The sequence below is a fragment of the Nostoc sp. UIC 10607 genome (assembly GCF_047228265.1).
In the GTDB taxonomy this organism is placed as follows: Bacteria; Cyanobacteriota; Cyanobacteriia; order Cyanobacteriales; family Nostocaceae; genus Nostoc; species Nostoc foliaceum_A.
Window position 1 is genome coordinate 198,151 of sequence record NZ_JBIQNW010000002.1, and the last position, 18,235, is coordinate 216,385.

16 protein-coding genes and 3 pseudogenes are annotated in these 18,235 nt (G+C 41.5%); 9 read left to right on the forward strand and 10 right to left on the reverse strand.

Translation table 11 applies throughout. The features are described 5' to 3' along the window. Positions 1–291: 291 nt before the first annotated feature. Positions 292–1,140 carry a M28 family peptidase gene (locus tag ACEYW6_RS03020; RefSeq protein WP_412978566.1) on the reverse strand — a complete coding sequence of 283 codons (849 nt, stop codon included), beginning with the start codon at positions 1,138–1,140 and terminating at the stop codon, positions 292–294. Between the two features lie 317 nt (positions 1,141–1,457). Here ACEYW6_RS03020 and dnaK point away from each other — a divergent pair, with 317 nt between their 5' ends. Continuing rightward, entirely contained in the window at positions 1,458–3,536 is a 2,079-nt protein-coding gene (gene dnaK / locus ACEYW6_RS03025; protein WP_412978567.1) for a molecular chaperone DnaK, read from the forward strand. Positions 3,537–3,722: 186 nt separating this feature from the next. Further along, entirely contained in the window at positions 3,723–4,718 is a 996-nt protein-coding gene (locus ACEYW6_RS03030; RefSeq protein ID WP_190895096.1) for a DnaJ C-terminal domain-containing protein, read from the forward strand. A gap of 153 nt (positions 4,719–4,871) precedes the next feature. On the opposite strand, the pseudogene ACEYW6_RS03035 reads toward ACEYW6_RS03030, so the two are convergent. Both ACEYW6_RS03035 and ACEYW6_RS03040 read right to left on the reverse strand, forming a co-directional pair. Beyond that, positions 4,872–5,170: pseudogene (locus tag ACEYW6_RS03035) on the reverse strand (type II toxin-antitoxin system RelE/ParE family toxin). Beyond that, positions 5,167–5,526 carry a type II toxin-antitoxin system prevent-host-death family antitoxin gene (locus ACEYW6_RS03040; protein WP_412978568.1) on the reverse strand — a complete coding sequence of 120 codons (360 nt, stop codon included), beginning with the start codon at positions 5,524–5,526 and terminating at the stop codon, positions 5,167–5,169. The pseudogene ACEYW6_RS03035 and the gene ACEYW6_RS03040 overlap by 4 nt, the downstream one beginning before the upstream one ends. A gap of 147 nt (positions 5,527–5,673) precedes the next feature. On the opposite strand from ACEYW6_RS03040, the gene ACEYW6_RS03045 reads away from it, so the two are divergent. Beyond that, positions 5,674–6,198, forward strand: a complete 525-nt coding sequence (locus ACEYW6_RS03045; protein WP_412978655.1) for a J domain-containing protein — start codon at positions 5,674–5,676, stop codon at positions 6,196–6,198. Between the two features lie 31 nt (positions 6,199–6,229). Next, positions 6,230–6,502, forward strand: a complete 273-nt coding sequence (locus ACEYW6_RS03050; RefSeq protein WP_069071493.1) for a DUF3143 domain-containing protein — start codon at positions 6,230–6,232, stop codon at positions 6,500–6,502. Positions 6,503–6,620: 118 nt separating this feature from the next. Here ACEYW6_RS03050 and ACEYW6_RS03055 read toward each other — a convergent pair. From ACEYW6_RS03055 to lysA, 4 genes and pseudogenes are all read right to left on the reverse strand, one after another. Further along, positions 6,621–7,196, reverse strand: a pseudogene (locus ACEYW6_RS03055) (N-acetylmuramoyl-L-alanine amidase family protein); the annotation flags it as partial. A 477-nt stretch (positions 7,197–7,673) separates the two neighbouring features. Continuing rightward, positions 7,674–8,423 (reverse strand): isoprenyl transferase, encoded by a 750-nt coding sequence (locus tag ACEYW6_RS03060; RefSeq protein ID WP_196511731.1) that lies wholly within the window; start codon positions 8,421–8,423, stop codon positions 7,674–7,676. Further along, on the reverse strand, positions 8,420–9,343 hold the full coding sequence (gene cdaA / locus ACEYW6_RS03065) for a diadenylate cyclase CdaA (RefSeq protein WP_190895093.1): 924 nt from the start codon (positions 9,341–9,343) through the stop codon (positions 8,420–8,422). Before cdaA ends, ACEYW6_RS03060 begins: the two co-directional genes overlap by 4 nt. Positions 9,344–9,444: 101 nt before the next feature. Then, entirely contained in the window at positions 9,445–10,854 is a 1,410-nt protein-coding gene (gene lysA / locus ACEYW6_RS03070; protein WP_412978569.1) for a diaminopimelate decarboxylase, read from the reverse strand. A gap of 92 nt (positions 10,855–10,946) precedes the next feature. On the opposite strand from lysA, the gene rimI reads away from it, so the two are divergent. After that, complete coding sequence (rimI, locus tag ACEYW6_RS03075) at positions 10,947–11,498, forward strand: ribosomal protein S18-alanine N-acetyltransferase (RefSeq protein WP_412978570.1); 552 nt, start codon at positions 10,947–10,949, stop codon at positions 11,496–11,498. 418 nt (positions 11,499–11,916) lie between these two features. Continuing rightward, on the forward strand, positions 11,917–14,385 hold the full coding sequence (locus ACEYW6_RS03080; RefSeq protein ID WP_292740456.1) for an ATP-dependent Clp protease ATP-binding subunit: 2,469 nt from the start codon (positions 11,917–11,919) through the stop codon (positions 14,383–14,385). 159 nt (positions 14,386–14,544) lie between these two features. On the opposite strand, the gene ACEYW6_RS03085 is transcribed toward ACEYW6_RS03080, so the two are convergent. The 3 genes from ACEYW6_RS03085 to ACEYW6_RS03095 form a co-directional block, all read right to left on the reverse strand. Then, positions 14,545–15,201: an RNA recognition motif domain-containing protein gene (locus tag ACEYW6_RS03085; protein WP_412978571.1), complete on the reverse strand. Its 657-nt coding sequence runs from the start codon at positions 15,199–15,201 to the stop codon at positions 14,545–14,547. 84 nt (positions 15,202–15,285) lie between these two features. Beyond that, positions 15,286–15,822 carry a hypothetical protein gene (locus ACEYW6_RS03090; protein ID WP_412978572.1) on the reverse strand — a complete coding sequence of 179 codons (537 nt, stop codon included), beginning with the start codon at positions 15,820–15,822 and terminating at the stop codon, positions 15,286–15,288. Positions 15,823–15,848: 26 nt separating this feature from the next. Continuing rightward, positions 15,849–16,916, reverse strand: coding sequence for a reverse transcriptase domain-containing protein (locus ACEYW6_RS03095; RefSeq protein ID WP_412978573.1), 1,068 nt, complete (start codon positions 16,914–16,916; stop codon positions 15,849–15,851). A gap of 519 nt (positions 16,917–17,435) precedes the next feature. Here ACEYW6_RS03095 and ACEYW6_RS03100 point away from each other — a divergent pair. The 3 genes and pseudogenes from ACEYW6_RS03100 to ACEYW6_RS03110 all read left to right on the forward strand — a co-directional run. After that, positions 17,436–17,774 (forward strand): DUF6972 family protein, encoded by a 339-nt coding sequence (locus tag ACEYW6_RS03100; RefSeq protein WP_412978574.1) that lies wholly within the window; start codon positions 17,436–17,438, stop codon positions 17,772–17,774. Beyond that, complete coding sequence (locus ACEYW6_RS03105) at positions 17,722–17,991, forward strand: hypothetical protein (RefSeq protein WP_412978575.1); 270 nt, start codon at positions 17,722–17,724, stop codon at positions 17,989–17,991. The genes ACEYW6_RS03100 and ACEYW6_RS03105 overlap by 53 nt, the downstream gene beginning before the upstream one ends. A gap of 98 nt (positions 17,992–18,089) precedes the next feature. Continuing rightward, positions 18,090–18,179 (forward strand): annotated as a pseudogene (locus tag ACEYW6_RS03110) (Uma2 family endonuclease); the annotation flags it as partial. Positions 18,180–18,235: the final 56 nt, after the last annotated feature.

Sequence of the window (18,235 nt, forward strand, 5' to 3'; positions counted from 1 at the left end):
CAACCTTGAGTATTCCCAACTTCTGAGGCTTTCTATCACAACATTAGGATTTATGCATTGAAAACCTGAAACCTTTTCAATAACCGTAGGGTAAGCACTGCCAAACCTACTAGTCCATCAAGCTAAAGCTTGGTATGTAGTAAGCACTGAAGTGCTTAAAACAAGGACTAAAGTCCTTACTACAAACTTATAGTTCCCAACCTAGTAGCAAGTCTGGTAATGTAAGTGTGTGTCCATTTTGCAACACCACTGGAGCTTGGTTTAATCGGTAAACCATTACTATTAATTTGATTACAACAGCCGAATCGCAATTTCCAACCCTTCACATACACCGCTAAGAAAATCTAAATCCAAAGTAGCGATCGCATCACTAGGTTTGTGATAATGTGGATTTCGCAAGAATGCCGTATCTGTAACCATAATTGCTGGATAACCCAAATCCCAGAAAGGTGCATGATCGCTAAGTCTAGTTTGGGGAACTATTAAACCTCGATTCGGCACGGGTAGCCATTGACTAGATACGCCAGCTTTGCGAATATTACGGCTCATGCCAATTAAGTCGGGTAATGTCCGTAAATTGCCAATTAAAGCAATAAAATCACCTCTGTCTGGATAGAAGCGTTCCAGAGGAGAGGGATAATTTTGGGAACCAGGCGTAGAATCCTTATAGCCCAGCATTTCTAGGGAGATCATTAAGCGTAATCGTTGCTTTTGTTGGTGCAACAGGGCTGCATAATCAGCACTACCCAGTAAGCCATATTCTTCCATATCGAAAGCAACTAGCCTTAAGGGATATCTCACAGGTTCAGCAGCAAACTTTCTGGCTAATTCCAGCAACACCGCCACACCTGTGGCATTATCATCAGCCCCTGGTGTTCCGGGAACGCCATCATAATGAGCACCAATTAAAATAGGTGGCAAATCCTTTTTTTGTCGTCTCGCTTGGGAAGGTAAATTTAATATCAAGTTCTTACAAGCTTTACCCCTGACTTCAAAGGTGTGGATTTCCACACTCCCCCATTGGGAAAATTGCTGGCGAATGTATTCTTGGACAAAGAAATGTCCAGCGGTTGCCATGTAAGGATCACGTTCTCGCGCAATCTCACTCAGGGAGGTTTGTAATCGCTCTGTTAAATTCAAATGTTTAAAATACTAGTAATATTAAGGTTTTCAGGCACTCAAAGAACCAGAGCAAGTATTATTAAGGTGCATTTACAAATTTGCAGATACAGTGCATAGAAGTAGTTAGATAACAAGAATTGAGGCTGCTTGGACACACCAATCATCGTCAATGCTATCCTAGTCTTGCAACTATCTCCTCTAGCTGCACTTCTTAGCTTACTGCCTTAATGAAGACTATTATACCATTGAGGTGTTTTCATCCAATAGCACAAAGCTAGAGGTAGTTCCGCCCAATCATAATAAATATATAAGACACTTTAGGAGAAGAGTAACGCATGGGCAAGGTAGTCGGCATCGACTTGGGTACAACCAACTCAGTAGTCGCCGTTATGGAGGGTGGCAAGCCGGTGGTGATTGCCAATGCAGAAGGAATGCGAACAACCCCCTCCGTAGTTGGCTTCAGCAAAGAAGGCGAAAGGGTAGTTGGGCAAATGGCACGGCGACAAACCGTCCTCAATCCACAAAATACCTTTTTCGCAGTCAAACGCTTTATTGGGCGGAAATATGGCGAACTTAATCCTGATTCCAAGCGTGTACCCTACACCATTCGTAAGGATGAAGTAGGTAATATTAAAGTTGCCTGTCCCCGTCTCAATAAAGATTTCGCCCCAGAAGAAATTTCGGCAATGGTGCTGAAGAAATTGGCAGACGATGCTAGTCGCTATTTGGGTGAACCAGTGACAGGGGCAGTGATTACAGTACCCGCTTATTTTAACGATTCTCAACGGCAAGCAACCCGCGATGCTGGCAGAATTGCCGGTTTAGAAGTGCTGCGGATTCTTAATGAACCGACTGCTGCATCTTTGGCTTATGGATTAGATCGGGGTGACACGGAAACTATCTTAGTCTTTGACTTGGGTGGTGGCACCTTTGACGTATCGATTTTAGAAGTAGGCGATGGAATATTTGAAGTCAAAGCTACCAGTGGAGATACGCAACTTGGTGGTAACGACTTTGACAAAATAATAGTAGATTGGTTAGCAGAGCAATTTTTGGAAACAGAAGAGGTAGACTTAAGACGCGATCGCCAAGCTTTACAACGTCTAATGGAAGCGGCGGAAAAAGCCAAAATTGAGCTTTCTGCTGTCAGCGTCACTGATATTAACTTACCCTTCATCACCGCCACGGAAGATGGCCCCAAACATCTGGAAACTCGTCTAACTCGTTCCCAGTTTGAAGGTTTGTGTGGTGATTTGGTAGGGCGATTGCGGACACCAGTGAAACGCGCCCTTAAAGATGCCGGACTTTCACCTAGAGATATTGAAGAAGTGGTGTTAGTTGGCGGTTCTACACGGATGCCAATGGTGAAGCAGTTAGTGCGGGACTTGATTGGCACAGAACCTAACGAAAACGTCAACCCGGATGAAGTAGTGGGAGTGGGTGCAGCAATTCAAGCAGGCATTCTCGCAGGTGAACTCAAAGATGTGCTGCTTTTAGATGTCACACCGTTATCTTTGGGATTGGAAACCATCGGCGGCGTGATGAAAAAACTTATTCCCCGCAACACTACCATTCCAGTCCGGCGCTCTGACATTTTTTCCACGTCTGAAAATAACCAAAATACTGTGGAAATCCACGTAGTTCAGGGCGAACGGGAAATGGCTGCAAACAATAAGTCTTTAGGTCGTTTCAAGCTCTATGGCATCCCGCCAGCGCCACGAGGAATTCCCCAAGTTCAGGTGTCATTTGATATTGATGCTAACGGTATTTTACAGGTAACAGCCCTAGATAGAACCACTGGGCGAGAACAGAGTATCACTGTTCAAGGCGCTTCTACTTTGAACGAGTCAGAAGTGAATCGAATGATTCAAGATGCACAAAAATACGCCGATGTTGATCGCGAACGTAAAGAAAGAGTAGAAAAGCGGACTCGTTCTGAGGCGTTGATTTTCCAAGCAGAACGACAGCTTAGAGAAGTAGCACTCGAATTTGGTATGCAGTTTGCCCGCAGCCGCCGCCAAAGAATTGATAATATTTGCCGAGACCTGAAAGAGAGTCTCAAGGAAAATAGCGATCGCGGTATTGACCAAGCCTACGCCGATTTACAAGATGCTCTCTATGAGCTAAATCGGGAAGTCCGCCAGACTTATGCTGAAGATGAAGATGACGACTTGTTTGGTACAATCCGTGACATCTTTACTGGTGATAAAGATAAAGAACGCGAATCCCCCAGAGATACATATCGGGAACGCGATTCCTATGGTAACGACTATGGCAGAGATTACGGTAAAGACTATGGCAGAGACTATAGCCGAGACAGTCGTTCTTCCTCCTATGACAGCCGTCCTCCACGCAAATCCCGTCCCAGCTACCAAGATAACTGGGATGATGAAGAAGACAATGATTGGTTGTAATACTCCTAATAAACGTTAGAAGTTAGGAGTGAGAAGTTAGAAGTGAGGAGTAATAAATTAAAAATTAAATCTTTCAACTCGTAATTTTCAACTCATAACTCCTAACCCTTAACTCCTAATTAATCCAAAATCGTTCGACCGAGCGCTCACGCCGAAGACTAAAATCTAAAATTTAAATAACTGACTATGCAAAATTTGCCGAATTTCCGCGATTACTACGAGATTTTGGGAGTATCTAAAGATGCCTCTAGCGAGGAAATTAAAAAGGTTTATCGGCGGTTAGCGAGACAATATCACCCCGATCTTAATCCGGGTAATAAAGCATCTGAGGATAAATTTAAGGATATCGGCGAGGCTTATGAAGTCCTTTCAGACACAGCCAAGCGATCGCAGTACGACCAGTTTAGCCGCTACTGGAAGCAAAAAGGCTTTGCGGGCAACAAACAGACACCAAAAGCTAAAACTTGGCAAAGTGCTCCTAGCGATCGCAATGGCAATCAGGACGTAGATCCAAGCCAATTCTCTGACTTTGAAAGCTTTATTAATCAAGTTATCGGCGTCAAAAATAAGAGTGCAGCAAGTAACTCCAATAATGGCAATACTAGCGATCCGTTTCGTTCCCCCAGAACAAAAGTTGCCTACACCGTTAACACTCCACCTCGCACTACCCGTCGAGATATAGAAGCTAGATTAACGCTCCCATTAGAAAAAGCTTATCAAGGTGGTAATGAACGCATTCGTTTGGAAGATGGGCGATCGCTAGAAGTTAATATGCCTCCAGGGATGGTAACAGGTCAAACCATCCGTTTGCGAAACCAAGGCGTTGGTGGTGGCGACCTGTACTTAAAAATAACCGTTGAACCTCATCCATTATTCAAGCTAGAAGGTTTAAATATCGTCTGCCAAGTACCGGTTACTCCCAGCGAGGCAGTTTTAGGAGGACAAGTAGAAGCACCTACTCTTGATGGGCCTGTAAAAATGACTACCCCTCCCGGAGTTAGGTCTGGTCAAAAATTTCGATTAGGCAATAAAGGCTATCCCAGTGAAGACGGTAAACGTGGCGATCAGTTAGTAGAAATTCAAATAGTTACACCGAAAAATATTAGTCAAGAAGAACGAGAACTTTACGAAAAGTTACGGCAAATTGAAACCTTTAAACCTCGTGCTGATTTAATCCGTTAAGGATGAGATAGCATATCCAGCTATTGACCAAAATAATTTGTAATTAATGCTATAAATCCCTGAATTTATTAATGGATAAAAAATGTAATCAATATTTCAAGCCCTCTCATCTATTCGTGGGGACTTAACTATAAATTACGAATTATTTTGACCTCAGCCTTCATCTTGAAAAATAGTTTCTATATCTTGTGAGCCGTGCAATATACGTATAATTTCTATGCCTTCGTCTATTGGACGATAAAAAATTAAATAATTTTTTATCGGAAAACTTCGCAAAAAAGGTGCTAATTCAAACCTTTCTCTGCCCATTTGGGAAATTTAGCCAGTTTTGGAAAACTTTCTCGCAGAGTATCAAAAAGTCTATTAGCAACTTTCAAATTATTTGGCGCTGCATATTTCCAGATATTTTCAATATCTTGCGCTGCTTGAGTAGAAATCCGAAATCGACTCATACAGAATCGCTGTCAGCCAATTTTTCCTGCTCTCGTGCTTTAATATTTGCAAAAAAAGCCGAAACTGACTCGTCATTATATTCAGTATACTGGCCGCTTTCAAGTTGCTTAATCCCAATGTCGATCTGACTCCGTAACGCTTCTAGCTTAAGTTTTTGCAGTTCTTCCTCAAGGCGAGCGAGTTTATCTATCATCTGCTGAAACGCTTGCGCTTCATGTACCACAACCTCCGCTTTCCCGTTTACAGTTAGTACAAGCGGGGATTTTGTGGTCTTGATCCGCTCTAGGTAGTCTTTAGCATTGCGCTTGAAGTCGGTGAGAGTTTGAATATTCTCAAGATTAATTTTGATATCCATCGCATCTAATTAAATGCTTTATAAAATATTTTATCAGATACTTGAGATGCTGTGTCTTCTTGCGTCTTCGCCAATCACAAAGGATTTAGAATATAAAAAATATCTTTGAGCAAGGTGACTCAAACAGCCGTGAACCACAACGGGGCAATGCCACAAAGCAGTAAACCAACTTATTACTCCCTGCTAGGACTGCATCCCTCGGCATCGGTAATCGACATTCGTCGTGCTTATCGGCAACTGAGCAAACGCTATCATCCTGATACTACAGACTTGCCTACTGCGATCGCCACTCTTAAATTTCAGCAAATCAACGAAGCCTACGCTACCCTAAGCCATCCAGAACGGCGGTTAAGCTATGATTCAAAAATTGGCTATTCTCGCTTTGCGGTGATTCAACCACCTCCAGACTTGAACCGTCCCGTCTCGCGTTCTCATGACTGGTCAAAATCAGCTTACCTCGATGCGAGCGATCGCCCTCTCTCATCTGGCGAAATTTTTGCTTTATTTATGCTGGTGTTAACATTTGTAGGTTGTCTTCTACTAGCAATTACCATTGGCTTAACTCGTGGTGATGCTGCTTTCCAAACGCATTTGCTACACCCAACTCCATCTGTACAACAGCAGATTACTCATGTATCGCAACTAATTACCCTTATGGTAATTAAAAATTAAAAGATTTCCTAATCCAAAATCGCAAATTCCTATGCCTCTTCTTCCCTCTGATACCCCGTTATATAATCATCCCCTGCCACAAATTGAACAGTGGCTAAAAGACCAAGGCTGTCAACAAGACGACACACAGAGACATTGCTGGCATGTGCAGCGCCCTAGTTGGAAAGCTGAACTATGGCTCGATGTTGAGCAAATCGTAGTGCGATATGTCCAATCTGGGGAAAATGGACAAGATATCCAACGTTCATTCAAGTATTCTCTTAGTCGGGATGATGTAGAACAAGCGGTGTTTTCTGGGCCATAAGGAAGAGTACAGTTCACCGTAATAAGTGCGTAGTTTACCGCCGTAGGCATCGCCAATTTTATAAAGTAGGTAAACCAAAAAGTTTTTCCCTCTCAAATTAACTTTATTTGCATCGATGCTATTTAGATCGCAGAGTGATTGCACCCTGAAACCACTCAACAACGCCATCTGCCAAGACTCGCGCTAATTTTTGTTGTTCATCGGCGTTGGTTATCCATTCAAATTCTTCGGGGTTGGTCATAAAACCCAGTTCCATTACCACTGATGGTGCTGTAGAGGGACGAGTTAGCGCCAAGTTATTCCAAAATACCCCCATTGATGAACGTCCTAGCTGGTTAACTAGATAATTGTGGAGAAAAACGGCTAGGCTATGGGCTTGGGAATGATACCAAAAAGTTCTAATGCCCTTGGTATTCTCTGCATCTCCATCGTCAGGTACTGCTGTGTAATGTATAGTTAGAGCGATCGCTGGTTGTTGTTGATCAATCATGGCTTGGCGATCAGACAATGCTAGTTCTCTGTCATCTTCTCGCGTCATCACTACTAACGCGCCTCTTAAGACCAGTTCATCACGCAGCAACTTAGATACTGTCAGGCTGACATCTTTAGCTAAATATCCTGTTGGTCCAGCTGCGCCAGTTTCTTGCCCTCCATGTCCTGGGTTAACTAAAATCTTGATACCAGATAATGGTTGTAATTGTACCTGTGCAAAAGCTGGTGAAGAAATGAATATGCAACTGATCGCTAAACCTAAAATTGGTTTCACTGATATAGACTCCTATATGAAATCAGCTTGCACTGCTATGTTTGACGCTAATTATAAAATTGCGTAACCATAAAATGAATAATCGCCCTTAGTAAAAACTTTTTGGTTTACTTAAAGTAGGTATAGCTCACAAAAACGCCCATCCAAAGTGATCGCTTACAATTAAAGTTACTCCTAATCCGATAAAAACCCATGCAAATCGTTCTGTCACCTGAAGTAGAAGCCCTAGTTCAACGCCAAATCACGCTTCGGTAAGTATCAGAACGCGATCGCAGTTATTCTTGCAGGCGTAAAACTCCTGGAACAGCAAGAAGACATCTATCAAGGACGACTACAAGACTTGCAACAAGAAGCGCGTATTGGGTGGGAAGCATCCGGGCGGGGCGAAGTTGTTGAAGTCTTGATTTACACTTTCCCAAACCGCCGCTCCCGTTGTTGGTAGGCACATAAGGCGCGGTGAAACTCAGCCCGGTCAAAATCGGGCCAGAGAGCATCGGTAATGTAAATTTCTCCATAAGCCATTTGCCAGAGAAGGAAATTTGAGAGGCGCATTTCTCCACTGGTGCGAATTAACAAATCTGGGTCAGTAATTCCGGCTGTGTACAAGTGGCTTTCAAACACCTGTTCATCAATTTCATTGGGTTGTAGCAGACCTTGCTGAACTTGTTTGGCGATCGCTTGACAAGCTTGTAAAATCTCCTGCCGTCCGCCATAATTAGTAGCTACTGAAAACCGGATACCCCGATTATCCTTAGTTTCTTCCATTGAACGGGATATTTCTTGTTGGAGCGATCGCGGCAAGTCCTGCAAATTTCCCACAAACTTAATTTGAACATTCTCTTCGACCATTTCCCGCAATTCTTGGCGCAAAACTCTTTGAAACAGAGTCATCAAAAAATCCACCTCTTCCTGTGGTCTTTTCCAGTTCTCTGTCGAGAAAGCATAAGCTGTAAGTGCCTGAATCCCCCAATCTTGACAACAGCGAAGTAAATCTTTGAGAGCATCTACCCCTCGCTTATGACCCATAATCCGAGGTAGACCCTGACGTTTAGCCCATCGACCATTGCCATCCATAATCACTGCAACGTGCTGGGGCAATAGTTCTCGTTTTAAGTCATTAGGTAAATCTTGCAGTTTAGTTTGTTGTGCTGTCATTTTTTATCTCGAGAAGCGGTCGATGGTAATCCGAGTAAACGTGAAACCAGTGCTAGTGTCTTCCCACCTATCTGACGAACAAAACTCAACAGACCAGGAGCAACAGCTTCCCTATCGACGGTTGGGGATAAAAGAGCCTCTAATGACTCTTTCAGTTTCCTAATCGTCAGCGGTCTATTTAGGGTTCCCCGTTCCGCTAAGGAAATGGAACCTGTTTCTTCAGATACGACGACACAAATGCAATTTTCGACCCGCTCAGTAATTCCCATTGCCGCCCGGTGGCGTGTTCCCAACTGGCGCGAGGCTGTGCGTCCCGAAAGTGGTAAAATTATACCCGATGAAACGATCCGTGAGCCACGAATTAATGTTGCTCCATCGTGTAACAAAGTTTTTGGCTGAAAAATTGTCTGGATTAGTTCTTTAGAAACTTCCGCATTTAGCTTTACTCCTGGCACAGAAAAATCTCGCTCATCAATTGGCCCTGTGGTTTCCACAATTAGTAAAGCTCCAATGCGGTTTTTTGACAATTCTTTAACAGCCTCAACAATTTCATCAATTACACTATCAGATTTGGGGATTGCCAGCCGATCGGGTTGAAACAACTGGCGGAATTCGCCACGCCCCAATTGCTCCAAAAATCGTCGAAACTCTGACTGTAGAGCAACTGCCATCGCCACAGCACAACCAATCACCAACTTTTCCAGTACAAAACTTAGCAGAGGTAGTCCTAATCTGCCACTTAGTGCTGAGGCTAGCATTAAGATAATGAATCCCCTCACCATCCATAGTGTTCGGCGCTCACTAATGATAACTAGTATCATGTAAGTCAGCGCCAGCACTAACACAATATCCAGAGTCCCAAGTAGCAAGGACTGTGACCATCCTAGGTTTATCAGCCATTGCTTCCACCAATCTCTCATGACATCTGGATTACACTTTTGCCTCTAATTACATTTAGTCATTAGTCATTAGTCATTGGTCATTAGTTCCTGGCTAATGACTAATGACCAAGGACTAATGACTACATTTTCAGTCTTTCTGGTAGGCGATCTTGTCGAATTAAATCTTCATAAGTTTCACGTTGCAAAATTAAATTTGCTTCGCCATTCGCCACAACAACTGCTGCCGGTCGGGGCAAGCGGTTATAGTTAGATGCCATACTGTAATTGTACGCACCAGTTCCCATAACTACGAGAATATCTCCTGGTTCAGTCTTTGGGAGTAGTGCATTTTTAATCAGAATATCTCCTGATTCACAATGTTTACCAGCAATTGTGACTGTTTGGGTTAAAGGAGAAGACATTTTATTGGCAACTACTGCCCGATAAACTGATTGGTAAGTAATCGGGCGGGGATTATCGGACATTCCCCCATCGATCGCTACGTAGGTACGAATTTCTGGGATAACTTTGGATGAACCAATAGTATAGGCAGTGACGCAAGCTGTGGCAATTAGCGATCGCCCCGGTTCACACAGTAATTTTGGCAAAGGTAAATTTTCGGCTACACAAGCTTCTTGAATTACCTCACAAATCGGTTTCACCCACTCTTCAATGCTGGGGGGATCGTCTGATTCTATATACTTAATACCTAAACCACCACCGACATTTAACTCTGTAAAATTTAACCCATACTTCGCCGCATCACGTAACCACTGTACCATCAGAGCCGCTAAATCTCGATGCGGTTGGCGCTCAAAAATTTGGGAACCGATATGAGCATGTAACCCTAAGCAGTTAAGGAAAGACTGTTTGCTGACAAAAGTAAATAATTCCTCTAACTCATTTGGATCAAAGCCAAATTTACTATCTAGTTGCCCCGTGCGGATATATTCATGTGTGTGACATTCAATACCTGGGGTCAAGCGCAACAAGAATCTAGGCTGTACGGAGGGGGAATTTGCTGTCTCAACAATTTCTACCAAAGTGCGTAACTCATGCCAGTTATCCACCACAATAGTGCAACCGACTTCTGTGGCAAAAATCAGTTCTTCACGAGATTTATTGTTGCTATGAAGATAGATTTTCTCAGGATTGACGCCTGCTTGCAGCGCAGTGTAAAGTTCACCGCCTGATGCGACATCAATTCCTAAACCTTCTGATGCGGCGATCGCACAAACTGCTAAACAATTCCAAGCTTTTGAGGCATACAATACTTGAGATTCGCCCTTGTAGTACTGCTTGAAAGCATCTCGGTATTGCTGACAAGCCGAACGCAGGGTTTCTTCATCTAAAATATATAAAGGTGAACCAAACTGCTCAACTAGGGTTGTGACATCACACCCACCAATTTCCAGGGAGTCATGATTATGAACTCTGGCAGTTAAGGGTAAAAGTTCTTGATTAGGCGATGGATTTGCCTTGGTGTCGTGCCTGTGAGGTAAATATTGACTTCCAGAATGTTGAACCCCAGTGGGGTGAGTCGATACCATAACTATAAAAATTGTCCTTGTTCAAATTAGGGGCTTTGAGTTAGTCTCCCGATTCCCAGTTTACAAAGGGTTTGTAATCTTATTCAATAAATGTGATCTCATTAGATTTAGAAATTAAATTACTGACACTAGAAAATCTCAGTGCTATTCTAGAACTCGATCAAGCCTGTTTTGGTGGACTTTGGACTCGGGACGGTTACAAACGAGAATTGGATAGTCCCAACAGCGATTTACTCGGTTTATTTTCCCCATCCTCCAGCACAAGTTTGCTAGGAATGGGTTGCTTTTGGTCAATTTTAGAGGAAGCCCACATTACAATTTTGGCGGTTCATCCCCAATATCACCGTCAAGGAATGGGTGCAGCTTTACTATATTCACTCATTAAGACAGCTTGCGATCGCAAAATGGAGCGAGCTACCCTCGAAGTCCGAGCCTCCAACTTGGCGGCAATATCTTTATATCAAAAATTTGGCTTCAAAACAGCAGGGCGGCGGCGGCGTTACTACCAAGATAACGATGAAGACGCGTTAATCCTTTGGATGTCAGACCTGCAACACCCCCATTTTCAAAGGACTTTGGACAATTGGCATACCCTAGTTAGCGATCGCTTGGGCAAATCCTCTTGGCACTTGCTTTTTAGGTAGTTGAGGATTATTAATTTTGAATTATCCGGGTTGATGATCAGCTTCAGCAAAAAAATGCAACTTTGCTGCGTTTTTTAAATTTAAATATTTTATAAAAAACTAGAAAAATATAATATAAACCTATGCAAATAGGTTTTGGTTGATATTTAAAAGAAAATATGTTATTAGTAGTTGTTTGGGATTGAGTGAATCAACTCTCAATGTAAGCAGTGAACTGTTTGTAATAAATCCCAAAAAGGCTGGTGAACTAAAGCTCCTCAGTACACTAGCCAGATAAAAGTAGTCAATAGTTAACAATTAGCCCATCACCCCAAGTCATAGCTTCAGGATGTCTATAATCTGTTATACAGGCATCCAAAAGCTTTGCCTGTGCTAAAATCAGCATACCGGCACGACCGCAGGTGATGGGAAAAATGCCATGTTTGAACGCTTCACAGAAAAAGCCATTAAGGTAATCATGCTGGCCCAAGAAGAGGCCCGCCGTTTAGGTCACAACTTTGTTGGAACCGAGCAGATCCTCCTGGGTCTGATTGGCGAAGGCACTGGAGTGGCTGCCAAGGTGCTGAAATCAATGGGCGTCAATCTCAAAGATGCCCGAATTGAAGTTGAAAAAATTATAGGACGGGGATCAGGCTTTGTTGCCGTGGAAATTCCGTTTACGCCACGGGCAAAGCGAGTTTTAGAACTCTCCTTGGAAGAAGCACGCCAACTGGGGCATAACTACATTGGCACCGAGCATCTGCTGTTGGGCCTAATCCGCGAAGGGGAAGGTGTCGCAGCCAGGGTGCTAGAAAACCTCGGTGTGGATCTATCTAAGGTAAGAACCCAAGTCATCCGTATGTTGGGAGAAACTGCCGAAGTTTCACCAGGTGGCTCATCCGGGCGCACAAAAACCCCGACTCTGGATGAATTTGGCTCAAACCTGACCCAGATGGCGATTGACAATAAGCTCGATCCAGTGGTGGGACGCGCCAAGGAAATTGAGCGGGTGATCCAGATATTGGGTCGCCGAACCAAAAATAACCCAGTGCTGATTGGGGAACCAGGGGTTGGTAAAACTGCGATCGCTGAAGGTTTAGCTTCACGCATTGCCACCAAAGATGTCCCTGACATCCTGGAAGATAAACGCGTCGTCACGTTGGATATTGGTTTGCTCGTAGCAGGAACCAAGTACCGGGGTGAATTTGAAGAACGCTTGAAAAAAATCATGGATGAAATCCGCTCTGCGGGTAATGTCATTCTCGTGATTGATGAGGTACACACCTTAATTGGTGCGGGTGCAGCAGAAGGTGCCATTGACGCAGCGAATATCCTCAAGCCAGCTTTGGCAAGAGGTGAGTTGCAGTGCATCGGTGCTACAACCCTAGATGAATACCGGAAGCACATCGAGCGAGATGCAGCTCTAGAGCGGCGTTTCCAGCCAGTAATGGTTGGTGAACCTACAGTTGATGAAACAATTGAAATTTTATATGGTCTGCGCGAACGCTACGAGCAACACCATAAACTGAAAATCTCCGACGAAGCATTGGTAGCGGCGGCGAAGTTATCAGATCGTTACATTAGCGATCGCTACCTCCCAGATAAAGCCATCGACTTAGTTGATGAAGCTGGTTCTAGGGTGCGCTTGATTAACTCCCAACTGCCACCCGCAGCTAAGGAGTTAGACAAAGAACTGCGTCAGATATTAAAAGAAAAAGATGATGCGGTGCGCTCTCAAGACTTTGATAAAGCTGGAGAGCTGCGCGATCGCGAAATGGAAATCAAAGCCGAAATCCGGGCGATCGCTCAAAGCAAGACCAATGCAACAGGCACAGAAGGTGAAGAACCTGTAGTTACAGAAGAAGACATTGCCCACATTGTCGCTTCTTGGACTGGAGTACCGGTGAACAAACTCACCGAATCTGAATCTGAAAAGCTGCTGCACATGGAAGACACCTTGCATCAGCGTTTAATTGGTCAGGATGAAGCTGTGAAGGCAGTTTCACGGGCAATTCGTCGCGCTCGTGTCGGTTTGAAAAATCCTAATCGACCCATAGCTAGCTTTGTCTTCTCTGGGCCTACTGGTGTAGGTAAAACCGAGTTGGCGAAGTCCTTAGCTGCTTACTTCTTCGGTTCCGAAGAAGCGATGATCCGCTTAGATATGTCCGAATACATGGAGCGTCACACCGTCAGCAAGCTGATTGGTTCCCCTCCAGGTTATGTTGGCTATAACGAAGGTGGTCAGCTGACCGAAGCCGTGCGGCGACGACCTTACACCGTGGTGTTGTTCGACGAAATCGAAAAAGCGCACCCCGATGTATTCAACATGCTGCTGCAAATTTTGGAAGACGGTCGGTTAACTGATGCCAAAGGTCGCACGGTGGACTTCAAGAACACCTTGCTGATTTTAACTTCCAATATTGGTTCTAAGGTAATTGAAAAAGGCGGTAGCGGTATCGGCTTTGAATTCTCCGAAGATGCCAGCGAGTCAACTTACAACCGGATTCGCTCTTTAGTCAACGAAGAACTCAAGCAGTACTTCCGTCCAGAGTTCCTCAACCGACTCGATGAAATTATCGTCTTCCGTCAGTTGAACAAGCCGGAAGTGACCCAAATCGCCGAAATTATGCTCAAGGAAGTATTTGGTCGTCTGACCGAAAAGGGTATCACCTTAGAAGTCACAGACCGCTTCAAGGATCGGTTGATCACTGAAGGTTACAGTCCTAGCTACGGCGCAAGGCCATTACGTCGGGCAATTATGCGCCTGTTAGAAGATAGCCTAGCAGAAGAAATTCTGTCTGGTCGTATCAAAGATGGCGATACAGCCTTAGTTGATGTGGATGAAAATGGCATTGTTCAAGTTAGTTCTCAACAGCGTCGGGAATTGTTACCCCAAGGTGTTGAGTAAAATTTAGAGTTTGGGATTTAAATCTCAAATAAAAAATTAGAAAACGGTAGAGTATGTATTGCTCTACCGTTTTTCTGTTTGGAGGGTACAATTGACGGTCATATTTCACTCTTTTTCGCAGTTATTCTCTTACTGTGCTGTTTAAATAGTTATTTAATTTTAATTAGATGGAGGGTTGCTTAAATTTTGACATATTTCAGATATAAAAATTTTCAAATTTTGGGTAACTAGATCGTAGTCACTACTTTTATAAAAATCTTTCAGAGAACTTAGTTCAGTTTTGACTGGTGTTTTATCTATACTTTCTTGTGATTCTAAATTATTTTTTCCTATTTGTTTATTTGGATTTTTTTGACTGAACTCTACTTGAAGTTTGTTACCATGCCAAATTTGGTTATTAAGATTGGTGACTAAATTTTGTGCAACCTCTAGACTATCTAGTTTGACATAGGTATATTTATTTGTTGTGCCCTTGATGTTTACCCTCATACATTTACCAATCTTTTCACATTCTTGTTTTATATATTCCTCAGTGCATTCGGGTAGATTTTTTATAATAATATCATGAGATATTTTTGGTTTGAGTGTTAAATTATTATATGTAATTTGGCTAATATTTTCGACTACTTGCTTCTCGTAATCTAAATTTTCTATTTCAACATTAACGTATTTTCCGTTACCATCTTTATGATTTACTAATTCTATTGTTTTTACTTGACTACCATTATTAGTAAATATTTTAATTAAATCATTTTTCACTAAATCATCTTCTTTACCTTCAATAGCCCAACTCTGTAAAAATATGCTAATTGTCATTGTCTTTAGACTATAAAAATGTACAAAAAATTATAAATAAAATAAGTGTAACAGTAATATTAATATTACTAGTATGAACCTTAACTATGAATCATTAATCCGAGATACGATATTCTCGTATGCAGCATCTCTATGACTAGCAATATTCCTTAATTTCATAATTTTCCTAATAATTTCTTTCATTGGACGTTTATTATGTCCTATTGAGTCTAGACAAAAATCTAGTTTTTCCAGATTTGTACCTCCATAATTTTTTTGTTTGTTATTGATAATTGACTTAATTTCACCAAAATTTCCTCTTTCGATGGTAATATCACCTTTTTGTTCTTGAGCCTTTATAAACACATCAATCATCAATTCAATTTGAAAATTGGCATATCTACAAAACTCTAAAAAGTCATCATCAATTCTAGCTCTGACCATCATCCTATAGTCAAATTCAAGTTGTTTCCTCAGCCATTCATTCTTCTTAAGATAATCCAAAGCAAAATATGGAATTATTGACATATATTGCTGAACTCGCTTATATGATTCATAATCATTAACTTTGATATAATTTTCTAAATTGTTAAGTTTCTCTTTGAGATTTTCAATTTCTTTAAACAAATCTCCTTCCATCATAAAAGCACTTTTCCTTAATTGCTTAGTTATGTCTGGCTAAAGCTAACCAGATTTTTATATTGCTTTATATATTTTCTATATATTGGGTCATCTTTTCCTTTAACCATAGAAATAAACTCTATCTTGCCTCGAAGTACTTGCTGAAAAGTTGGTTTGTCTTTTGTAAGTAATCTACTTTTAGCTTCATATTTTGTTAAATACTCTTCTTCAGCAGCTTCTAGTCCGAATTTAGACCAAGCATGTAGCATAGCGCGAATATGACGTACATAGTTGCGGTCAACATTAGGAAACTGATTCGTCGTTAATCCTGTTACTTCTTGATGATTCCCTTTGCTTTGCAGCCTTATTTTCTTTTCATTTACCTCAAATCCATTATCATTAATAATTGATAGTAATCTATTACCAATAAAAATTTTATCTACTTCTTCAGCTACTATATATGCTAATTCTTCAGGAAACTTAGGTAAAGTTGTTGAGAAAGTAATATCATCTGCATACCTTGTATAAGTTGCTTTGTACTCTTTAGCTAAACGTTGCAATTGACTATCCATCTTGGCACAAATCATATTAGTCACGATGGGTGAACTTGGCGCACCTTGAGGTAACTGATTGTTATGACAACAAATCTGTGCTAAAACTGTCGCTACATCTGGATGTAAACCATAGGGTGTAGCCATAAACATACCCCGGACTCGACCAAAATTAATCGACGGAAAAAAATCAGTTAAATCAAGATTTAGAACATAGCGTTTTTTAGTATGAGCTTGAGCATTAGTTACAATATTTTTCCCCATCACAAACCCATGCACTGATGGTTTTATCTCATACACTGTTTGTAATACTTGATTAAGTTTTGTCTGAATAATTTTAAGTGCAGTTATCGGAGTTGATATCTGACGAATACCACCAGACTTTTTAGGAATCTCAAAAGTTTTATAACGTTTGTCAGTTTCAACAAGATATATATGATAAACAAGCCGAGGATAGGAAACCTCTAAAAGGTCAGCTATATCCATCGGTTGTTTGAGAGAGTAAAATTTCTCTCGTAAAGATTCGGGGCTATCTGTAAGAAGTAACTGAGAGTTTTTTTTCACTTTGTCCCCTGAGTTATCCTTAATCAGCTATCTTTTTAGCGATGTAACAACAATATTTAGATTTAGCATTGACATAGTTATCATGCTAATTTCTACGATTGAAAATAAAAAAATATCACTTGCGGATGTATTCTCGCCTATTCGTATAAGGATCAAGAGCAATTTAGAAGGCTAAAAAGCTCGTAAAGCTGACCGTGAAATACACCGTCGCAGGATCAACAACGGAAATCAATACCTATTCCCGCAAGTGATTGAAGTGGTTTGTCTAAGGAATCATTGCTAATGATTCAGACTTACCTTTTGGTTATGTTACAGGCAAATGAACTCAAAGTATTGCGTGAAAATAACTAAATTAGTGGTAGGTTGGGCTGAGTAATAAAGAAACTTAACAAATCCTATTGGTATCGTTGGGTTTATTGCCTCAGACCAACTTATATAAATTTTTGTTTTTATCGTAATTGTGGAATTTAGCTGTTTTCAGTGTAAATCCTGGAAATACAAAAAACTTAACCCTTAATCATGAGTGGAATTAATCGTCAAATTAGCCTTGACGTTAGACAAGTTTCCAAGCACATAGCAGGTACGCCTCAAAGTCAAAGACTTCTCAAACGAGGACTTGCCGCTCATGTATTTAACGATGAACCTACAATGAATAGAGTTACTCAAGCCATAATAGAAAATGGGCAGTTCACCGGAATAATTCGAGGATATGACCGTTATGGGATGTTTTTTAATGAACCAATAGGTTATAGAATCAGTCCAGATGGTAGCCGTATTTTACTTTACTATGGGGAGATAAAAATCAATGCAGACGACCAATACCACGTCATCCCCCGCACAAGACCCAGTGAAGAATAACTGGGAATTTACAGAAGTATGGATAGATCCAATGTTATCTCCTCCATATATTCTTTTATTGCTTTGCGACAGTGAAGATAACTGTCAAGTTTATGATCCGGCGCAGGGTTATAAAATTGTATTTTCTAGTAATGACTATAATGCAGCCAAGTTATGGTTACTAGAAGATGAGTATGAACCAATTGAAGGTAGGCTTTTAGCTACTGAATTAGTCTAAGTTACTAAAGACTTTTTAGAGAAGATGATTGAGAACACTTGTGTAAGTCTTTGTCAATATCGGAGAATATCAAGAATCATTGGGAGAAATCAATCGTCATGAGTGTGATAGTTGCTAAGTGGACGATTGACGAATATCACCGGATGATTGACGCTGGCATTTTGAGCGATCGCAAAGTGGAACTACTTTAGGGAGAAACCGTATTAATTCCACTCATAGCCCAAATGCTGTTTCAAAAATACCA

Excerpts from the sequence above, each read along its gene's own strand:
- cdaA (WP_190895093.1), bottom strand. The coding sequence starts at position 9,343 with ATGAGAGATTGGTGGAAGCAATGGCTGATAAACCTAGGATGGTCACAG.
- ACEYW6_RS03050 (WP_069071493.1), top strand. The coding sequence starts at position 6,230 with ATGCCTCTTCTTCCCTCTGATACCCCGTTATATAATCATCCCCTGCCA.
- ACEYW6_RS03105 (WP_412978575.1), top strand. The coding sequence starts at position 17,722 with ATGCAGACGACCAATACCACGTCATCCCCCGCACAAGACCCAGTGAAG.
- lysA (WP_412978569.1), bottom strand. The coding sequence starts at position 10,854 with ATGGTATCGACTCACCCCACTGGGGTTCAACATTCTGGAAGTCAATAT.
- dnaK (WP_412978567.1), top strand. The coding sequence starts at position 1,458 with ATGGGCAAGGTAGTCGGCATCGACTTGGGTACAACCAACTCAGTAGTC.
- ACEYW6_RS03040 (WP_412978568.1), bottom strand. The coding sequence starts at position 5,526 with ATGGATATCAAAATTAATCTTGAGAATATTCAAACTCTCACCGACTTC.
- ACEYW6_RS03090 (WP_412978572.1), bottom strand. The coding sequence starts at position 15,822 with ATGATGGAAGGAGATTTGTTTAAAGAAATTGAAAATCTCAAAGAGAAA.
- ACEYW6_RS03030 (WP_190895096.1), top strand. The coding sequence starts at position 3,723 with ATGCAAAATTTGCCGAATTTCCGCGATTACTACGAGATTTTGGGAGTA.
- ACEYW6_RS03045 (WP_412978655.1), top strand. The coding sequence starts at position 5,674 with ATGCCACAAAGCAGTAAACCAACTTATTACTCCCTGCTAGGACTGCAT.
- ACEYW6_RS03085 (WP_412978571.1), bottom strand. The coding sequence starts at position 15,201 with ATGACAATTAGCATATTTTTACAGAGTTGGGCTATTGAAGGTAAAGAA.
- ACEYW6_RS03060 (WP_196511731.1), bottom strand. The coding sequence starts at position 8,423 with ATGACAGCACAACAAACTAAACTGCAAGATTTACCTAATGACTTAAAA.
- ACEYW6_RS03080 (WP_292740456.1), top strand. The coding sequence starts at position 11,917 with ATGTTTGAACGCTTCACAGAAAAAGCCATTAAGGTAATCATGCTGGCC.
- ACEYW6_RS03100 (WP_412978574.1), top strand. The coding sequence starts at position 17,436 with ATGAGTGGAATTAATCGTCAAATTAGCCTTGACGTTAGACAAGTTTCC.